Here is a 7,403-nt window from a genome sequence, read left to right as displayed (position 1 = left end):
TCAGCCTTGTCGAGGAGCTGCCCCGACGGGCCGACGAGGGGAACGCCGTATTCATCTTCCACACCGCCAGGCCCTTCGCCGACGAACATCAGCGGCGACGCACAATCGCCGGAATAGCGCGTCGGTCCGCGATTGCCTTCGTCCCGTAAGTGACAGGCTGTACAGCTCATGAGTTCTGTCAGCCAATCTTTCATCTTTTCATTTTCTTCCATGATACCCCTTCTTTATGCGATAATTAATTTTACTATAACAAGGCGGCCGCCTCTTTTCAAGTCGTCCAGCGGTATTCTAAAAAATACTTTTTACATACTATAGTATGGTATATAATAAAGCTAAATTGACATGAAAATTAAAGAAAGGGGGAAGTGCAGTGAAAATCTCACTCATTCAATTTCCTATCGTCCCCGGCGACAGGCTGGCCAATTTCGACCAGGTCCGGCGCCGCGTCCAACAGGCGGCCAGGGCTGGTTCGGATATGGCCGTGCTGCCTGAATTGTGGGACCTGTCGTTCTACCCGCCTGATGTTTATGACCTGGCCGATGAAGAGGGCCGCCAGGCCCAGGCGTTTTTGCAGGACCTGGCTGCGTCCTGTCATATCCAGCTCATCGGCGGCTCCATTGTCCGCCGTCACGACGGGTGCCTGTACAATACGACGTATATCGTCGATGAAGAGGGGAATCGCGTCTCATCGTATGACAAATGCCATTTATTCACGCCTGGTGGGGAAGAGAAGGTCTTCGCGCCGGGAGATCACTTGAATACTTTCTTCCTGGGCGACATCCCTATGGCGTCGATTACCTGTTATGACCTGCGCTTTGGCGAATGGGTCCGCATGGCGGCCCTGGCCGGTGCCCAGATCCTCTTTGTCCCGGCCGCCTGGCCTCATCCCAGACTGGCTCATTGGCAGATACTCAATCGGGCCCGGGCTATTGAGAACCAGTTCTTCGTCGTCGCCGTCAACAGCTGCGGTACCTGCGGTGACTACCGCTTCTGTGGCCATTCTATGATTATCGACCCGTGGGGCGAAGTGCTGGCCCAAGGAGGAGACGGTGAGGAAATCGTTACCGGCGAAATCGACTTGTCCGTCATTAAAGACATCCGCAGCCGCATCAATGTCTTTCGCGACCGGCGGCCTGAGTTATATCATTTAGAAGGGAAGCGGTAACGTGGAAGGCGTATTGCACGGTTTACAAGGCATTTTTGAAGTCCTCTTCATCATTTCCATCGGCTTCATCTTGGCCAAGAAAGGCTGGTTCGGGCCGGACATGAGCGCTGTCTTTACCAAACTGGTCATGAAGATAAGCCTGCCCTTATACATGCTCTGCCAGCTGGAAAAGGACTTTACCCATGATTCGCTGCTCCGCATCGCGCCGGACCTGCTCCTGCCCTTTGCGTCAATCCTTTTGGCCTATGCCGTCGGCCGCATAGCGGCCAAAGTCCTGCACATCCGCCAGGACCGGCAGGGCGTCTTCATCACTTGTTTTTTCATTGCCAATACCATCTTCATCGGCCTGCCCGTCAACCTGGCCCTGTTCGGGACGCAGAGCGTGCCGTCGGTCATGCTCTATTACATGGCCAACACGACCATGTTCTGGACCCTCGGCGTCTACCATATCGTCAACGACAGTCTGGGCGGCAAGGGGAATATGCCCTTGTTTTCCCTGCAGACCCTGAAGAAAGTCTTTTCGCCGCCGCTCCTGGGCTTTTTGGCTGGCCTGGTCCTGATTATGGCCAATATCAAGCTGCCTGATTTCCTGCTGACGTCGTTCCAATACGTTGGCAATATGGCGACGCCGCTGTCGCTCATGGTCATCGGCATTGAAATGACGGGCATTTCTCTGGCGTCGGTCCGCTGGGACCGGGACATCATCGGCGCCCTCGTCGGCCGCTTCCTGGTCTGTCCGGCCTGCGTCCTGGTGCTCCTGCCCTTCATCCCGGTCACGCCCATGTCGGCCCAGGTCTTTACTATGCAGGCCAGTATGCCGGCCATGACCCAGATGACAGTCGTCGCCAAGTCCGTCGGCGCCGATGTCCGTTATTCGACGGAAGTCAGCTTTATCACCGTCGTCATGGGCATCGTCATCATTCCCTTATATATGTTTATCATTGGATAGAAGGAGTTTTTTTAGAAAATGAATACCCTCGAAGATTTGAAGAAAGCTTTGAAAGCCCATGAAGCCCAGGCTTTTCAGCTCAACTATACCATTGCTGACGACCCGGAGCTGTCCGGTGAAGAATATCATGCCTGCCGGCACTACGTCGATTTGTGCCGTTCTTTGGGCATGGAAGTGGAAGAACAGTTCACCGGTCAGCCGACGGCTTTCCGAGCCATCGCTCATCGGGCCGATAAACCCGTCTTCAAGATGGCCCTTTTGGCGGAATATGATGCCCTGCCCGGCGTCGGCCACGGCTGCGGCCATTCGGCCAATGGTGCCATGAGCTTCCTGGCCGCTGCGGCCTTAAAGGATTTGAAGGATCTGCCTGTCGACGTCGACCTCATCGGCACACCGGACGAAGAACTGCGCGGCGGCAAGGTCATCATGTGCGACCAGGGCGTCTTCAAGGACTATGATTTCGCCGTCATGGTCCACGTGTCGCCGACCCGGACCAATGCCAATTCCCATTTCCTGGCCCTCGACGACTACCGCATTGCCTTCCACGGCCAGACGGCTCACGCCGCCGGTGAACCCTGGAACGGCCGCAATGCCCTGAATGGGGCCATGCTGGCCCTGCACGCCGTCGATATGCTGCGCCAGCACGTCCGGCCGGAAACGCGAATCGGCTCGTATATCGTAAACGGTGGGGCCGCCTCCAACGTCGTCCCCGATTACGCCGAAGTCGAATGTTGTATCCGCCACAGCGAACGGGAATATCTCGATACCGTCGTGGCCAAGGTCATGAACTGCTTCAAAGGGGCGGCCATTGCTACGGAAACGACATATGACGTCACCCAAATGGGCTGCAAATTCGATAACATGGTCTGGAATGAAGCGGCGACGAAAGCGTCGGAACAGGTCCTCCAGGCCATGGGGATCCCTTACGAAGAACCAAAGGATTGCGGCAGCTCCGACGTCGGCAACGTCAGCCATCAGTGCCCGGCCGTCCACGTCCACCTGGCCTTGGGCGACGTCCCCATGCCGGAACACTCGACGGACATCGCCAATGCCGTCAAGGCCAGGACCATCGAACCGACCATCGTCAAAGGCGCCGAAATCATGGCACGCCTGGCCCTGCTCTTCGCCCAGGACACGGCCCTGCGCCAGCAGATGAAAGATGAGTTCACGGCGAAGAGCCTCTCCTGATAGAGGTAGTTTGTAGGGGCTCGCACATGCCTTTTCAGCCTGTCAGGTCATGACTGCAAGGAATGGCAAGACGGCTGCTGAAACGGACCGCTGTAGAGGGCGAGCCCGTTAGGTATATGTGAAATACTTGGAAAACGGATTTGCGTGAACGGGTCGCCCACGTGGCGACCCCTACAGAAAAAAGGAGCTGTCGCGATGCGACAGCTCCTTTTTTCACGCTCTATATATTCAGTTTCAGGTATACCTTAGAAGACACCTTGTGCCAGCATAGCGTCGGCGACGCGTTCGAACCCGGCGATATTGGCACCGGCTACGAGGTTGTGGCCCAGGCCGTTGCGGGCAGCTGCGTCTTTGCAGTTCTGGTAAATGGTGTTCATGATTTCGTGGAGACGGTCATCGACTTCCTTGGCAGTCCATACCAGGCGTTCGCTGTTCTGGCTCATTTCCAGGGCCGATGTAGCGACACCGCCGGCGTTGACGGCTTTCGACGGAGCGACGATGATGTCTTTCTGATCGAGTAAGAATTTCAGGGCATCGTTGGTCGTCGGCATATTGGCGACTTCGATGTAGTAGCGGATCTTGTTGGCAGCAATCTGTTTAGCCTGTTCCATATGGACGTCGTTCTGCATAGCCGACGGCATGACGATATCGACTTTGCGGCCCCACGGTTTTTCGCCCGGGAAGAATTCGACGCCGAATTTATCGGCATAGTCCTGGACGCGGTTGCGGCCGCTGTTGCGCATTTCGACGATGTAGTCGATCTTTTCCTGCGTAGCGACGCCGTCCGGGTCATAGATGTAGCCGTCCGGACCGGAGAGGGTAACGACTTTGGCACCCAGTTCCGTAGCTTTCTTGCAGATGCCCCAGGTTACGTTGCCGAAGCCGGCAGCGGCGATAGTCTTGCCTTTGATGTCCTGGCCGTCGTCTTTGAGAACGTTTTCCAGGAAGTATACGGCGCCGTAGCCCGTAGCTTCCGGACGGATGCGGGAACCGCCGAAGCTGAAGCCTTTGCCCGTGAGGACACCGTTTTCGAAGCAGCCTTTCAGGCGGCGGTATTCGCCGAAGAGGTAGCCGATTTCACGGCCGCCGACACCCATGTCCCCAGCCGGTACGTCGACATCGGGACCGATGTAGCGATAGAGAGCCTGCATGTAGCTCTGGCAGAAACGCATGATTTCAGCGTCGGACTTGCTCGTCGGGTCGAAGTCAGCCCCGCCTTTGGCGCCGCCGATAGGCAGGCCGGTCAGTGCGTTCTTGAAAATCTGTTCAAAGCCCAGGAATTTGATGATGCCTGAGTATACGTTCTTCTGGAAACGAAGGCCGCCTTTGTAGGGCCCGATAGCGCCGTTGAACTGGAAGCGGTAGCCCGTGTTGGTGTGGTATTTGCCTGCATCATCCTGCCAGACGACGCGGAATGTGAATTGCCGTTCCGGTTCGACGAGACGGTTGAGGAGGTCGAACTTTTCATATTCCGGGTGGCGTTCGACGACAGGGTCCAGGGAGCTGAAGACTTCTTCGACGGTCTGGACGAATTCCGGTTCGTTTGCGTGTTTCGTGCGTACATTTTCAATGACAGATTCCAAATACTTATTCATATGTAATCACCTCATTTAAAATTAATTATACCTAAAACTGATTTCTACAATTACATAATAGCATGTTTTTCCGTCCTTGCAAATACCACAATGAGGAAAAGATTTTTCCATGATGGCACTGCATTGCCACTATGTGAAAGAGGACGTCAAAATTCAAGGATTTTTAAGGTATAAGATAAACGTTATAGTAAGTTAAAGGGAGGTATTCGTTAAAAATAATTGCAATATAAATCAAAATCATGGTATAAATAGAACTATACTTATTGAGGAAGAAGGGGGAAGACGGCCCTTTGTCTTTTGCTGGAGGAATAATTGTATACACCGGTTAAACAAAATGGAGAGGAAGGTGACGAAAATCAGAAAAAGAACCTAGTCACCCTGACAATGATGATATACAATAGAAAGTAAATAAGCCATACAACATATACTATATAAGAAAGAGAGGTACGCAACATGGAAACGTACGATACCTATTCCCCGGAATATTTGCGCTATTTGGAGCTCCTGTCCAAGGAGTATCCCACGCAGGCGGCGACGTTCACGGAAATCATCAATCTGCAGGCCATCGTCAACCTGCCGAAAGGGACAGAACACTTCATGAGTGACCTGCACGGTGAATACGAAGCCTTCTATCACATCCTCAACAACTGCTCCGGCGTCATCCGCGAAAAAGTGGAAATGATTTTTTCTGACAAGATGAGCAAGGCCGAACAGGACGACTTGCTGACTCTTATTTATTATCCTAAGGAAAAGCTGAACATGCTCTACCGCGAAGGCAAGGTCAACGATGACTGGGCCCGGACGACGCTGGAACGGATGATCGACCTGGCCAAGCTCTTGTCGTCGAAATATACGCGGTCGAAAGTCCGTAAAGCCATGCCGGAAGTCTTCCGCTTCGTTATCGATGAACTCTTGCACGCCCAGCCCGATGAAGACCAGAACCAGCTGGTCTATCACATGAAGATTCTCGACACCATCTTGGAAACGGGAAGTACGCGCCAATTCATTTACGCTTTGGCCAATCTCATCAAACGGCTGGCCGTCGACCACCTGCACATCATCGGCGATATCTACGACCGCGGCGCTCATGCCGACAAGATCATGGACACGCTCATGCATCATCATTCTCTGGACATCCAGTGGGGCAACCACGACGTCCTCTGGATGGGTGCTGCTGCCGGCAACGCGGCCTGCATCGCCAATGTCCTGCGCAATAACATCCGTTACCATAATATGGAAATATTAGAAAGCGGCTATGGCATCAGCCTTCGGCCCTTTGCCCTCTTTGCCTTGCAGACGTATAAAGAGGACGACGGCATTGAGCCCATGGTCAAGGCCATCAACGTCATCGTGGCCAAGCTGGAAGGTCAGACCATTTACCGCCATCCCGACTACAATATGGACGACCGCCTGCTGTTCCACAAGATTGATTGGGAAAAAGGCGTCATCACTCTCGATGGCAAGACGTATGAATTGAAGACCAAGGACTTCCCGACGGTCAATCCCCAGGACCCGTACACGCTGTCGCCGGAAGAACACCAGCTCATGAACGACATCCAGGCCGAATTTACCGAAAGCGAACGCCTGCAGCGCCACATCCGCTTCCTCTACAGCCACGGCTCGTTATACCGCTGCATGAATAACAACCTCCTGTTCCACGGCGGCCTGCCCCTCAACCAAGACGGCAGCTTTAAGGAAATCTACCTCGACGGTAAGCCGTATAAGGGCAAAGCCTTCATGGATAAGGCGGAACACCTCATCCGCCGGGCTTATGACCAGCGCGATACTGACAGCCTGGACTATATGTGGTACCTCTGGTGCGGTGCCGATTCCCCTGTATCCGGCCGCATCGTCAAGACTTTTGAACGGAGTTACATCATAGACGAATCGACGTGGAAAGAACCGCAGAATGCCTACTACCGCCTGAATCGCGATAAAGACGAATGCATCAAGATCCTCCACGAATTCGGCATCGACTCGCCTCAGGGACACATCATCAACGGCCATACGCCGGTCAAGGTCAAGAAAGGCGAAAGCCCTATCAGGGCGGAAGGCAAGGAAATCTGCATCGACGGCGGTTTCTGCAAGGCCTACCAGGGGTCGACGGGCATTGCCGGCTACACGCTCATCTTCAACTCCCACGGCATACGCATCAAATCTCACTACCCCTTTGAAGATGTCTACCAGGCGTTGATGAACAACGTCGACATCGATTCCGAATCGACACAGGTCGAACTGGAACCGAAGCGCGTCATGATCGGCGACACGGATAACGGCAAGAAACTCCTCCAGATGATCCACGACCTGAAGGCCCTGCTGGAAGCCTACCGCCAGGGCGTCATCCTCGAACGCCGTCCGAACCCGTAGGGGCCGTCCCAAAGGGCGGCCCGCCCGGTTTTAAGTTTGCAGTTTTTAGTTTGCAGCAAAGCGTAAATAATTTAAAGCCATCTTCTACAAACTACAAACTCTATACTACAAGCTATAAAGAAAAAATCCGTGCATGATA

The 7,403-nt window shown here is 53.9% G+C and carries 6 protein-coding genes; 4 read left to right on the top strand and 2 right to left on the bottom strand.

The window, feature by feature from the left end; all coding sequences use genetic code 11:
- On the bottom strand, positions 1 to 212 hold a 212-nt coding region (locus tag NM10_RS02670; RefSeq protein ID WP_020310068.1), incomplete at its 3' end, for a uracil-DNA glycosylase family protein.
- 158 nt (positions 213 to 370) lie between these two features.
- On the opposite strand from NM10_RS02670, the gene NM10_RS02665 reads away from it, so the two are divergent.
- From NM10_RS02665 to NM10_RS02655, 3 genes are read left to right on the top strand one after another with little or no spacing between them, the layout of a single operon-like run.
- Positions 371 to 1,165 carry a carbon-nitrogen family hydrolase gene (locus tag NM10_RS02665; protein ID WP_020310067.1) on the top strand — a complete coding sequence of 265 codons (795 nt, stop codon included), beginning with the start codon at positions 371 to 373 and terminating at the stop codon, positions 1,163 to 1,165.
- A 1-nt stretch (position 1,166) separates the two neighbouring features.
- Complete coding sequence (locus tag NM10_RS02660; protein WP_020310066.1) at positions 1,167 to 2,114, top strand: AEC family transporter; 948 nt, start codon at positions 1,167 to 1,169, stop codon at positions 2,112 to 2,114.
- Positions 2,115 to 2,132: 18 nt separating this feature from the next.
- Positions 2,133 to 3,302, top strand: coding sequence for a M20 family metallopeptidase (locus NM10_RS02655; RefSeq protein ID WP_020310065.1), 1,170 nt, complete (start codon positions 2,133 to 2,135; stop codon positions 3,300 to 3,302).
- A 245-nt stretch (positions 3,303 to 3,547) separates the two neighbouring features.
- Here NM10_RS02655 and gdhA read toward each other — a convergent pair whose 3' ends face one another.
- Positions 3,548 to 4,897 (bottom strand): NADP-specific glutamate dehydrogenase, encoded by a 1,350-nt coding sequence (gene gdhA / locus NM10_RS02650; RefSeq protein WP_020310064.1) that lies wholly within the window; start codon positions 4,895 to 4,897, stop codon positions 3,548 to 3,550.
- Between the two features lie 453 nt (positions 4,898 to 5,350).
- Here gdhA and NM10_RS02645 point away from each other — a divergent pair, with 453 nt between their 5' ends.
- Positions 5,351 to 7,264 carry a fructose-bisphosphatase class III gene (locus NM10_RS02645; RefSeq protein WP_020310063.1) on the top strand — a complete coding sequence of 638 codons (1,914 nt, stop codon included), beginning with the start codon at positions 5,351 to 5,353 and terminating at the stop codon, positions 7,262 to 7,264.
- The last annotated feature ends 139 nt before the right edge of the window (positions 7,265 to 7,403 follow it).

The sequence above is a fragment of the Megasphaera sp. NM10 genome, from assembly GCF_000417505.1.
GTDB classification, from domain to species: Bacteria; Bacillota; Negativicutes; order Veillonellales; family Megasphaeraceae; genus Megasphaera; species Megasphaera intestinihominis.
This window is presented reverse-complemented; position numbering and strand designations above follow the sequence as displayed.

Excerpts from the sequence above, each read along its gene's own strand:
- NM10_RS02645 (WP_020310063.1), top strand. The coding sequence starts at position 5,351 with ATGGAAACGTACGATACCTATTCCCCGGAATATTTGCGCTATTTGGAG.
- gdhA (WP_020310064.1), bottom strand. The coding sequence starts at position 4,897 with ATGAATAAGTATTTGGAATCTGTCATTGAAAATGTACGCACGAAACAC.
- NM10_RS02655 (WP_020310065.1), top strand. The coding sequence starts at position 2,133 with ATGAATACCCTCGAAGATTTGAAGAAAGCTTTGAAAGCCCATGAAGCC.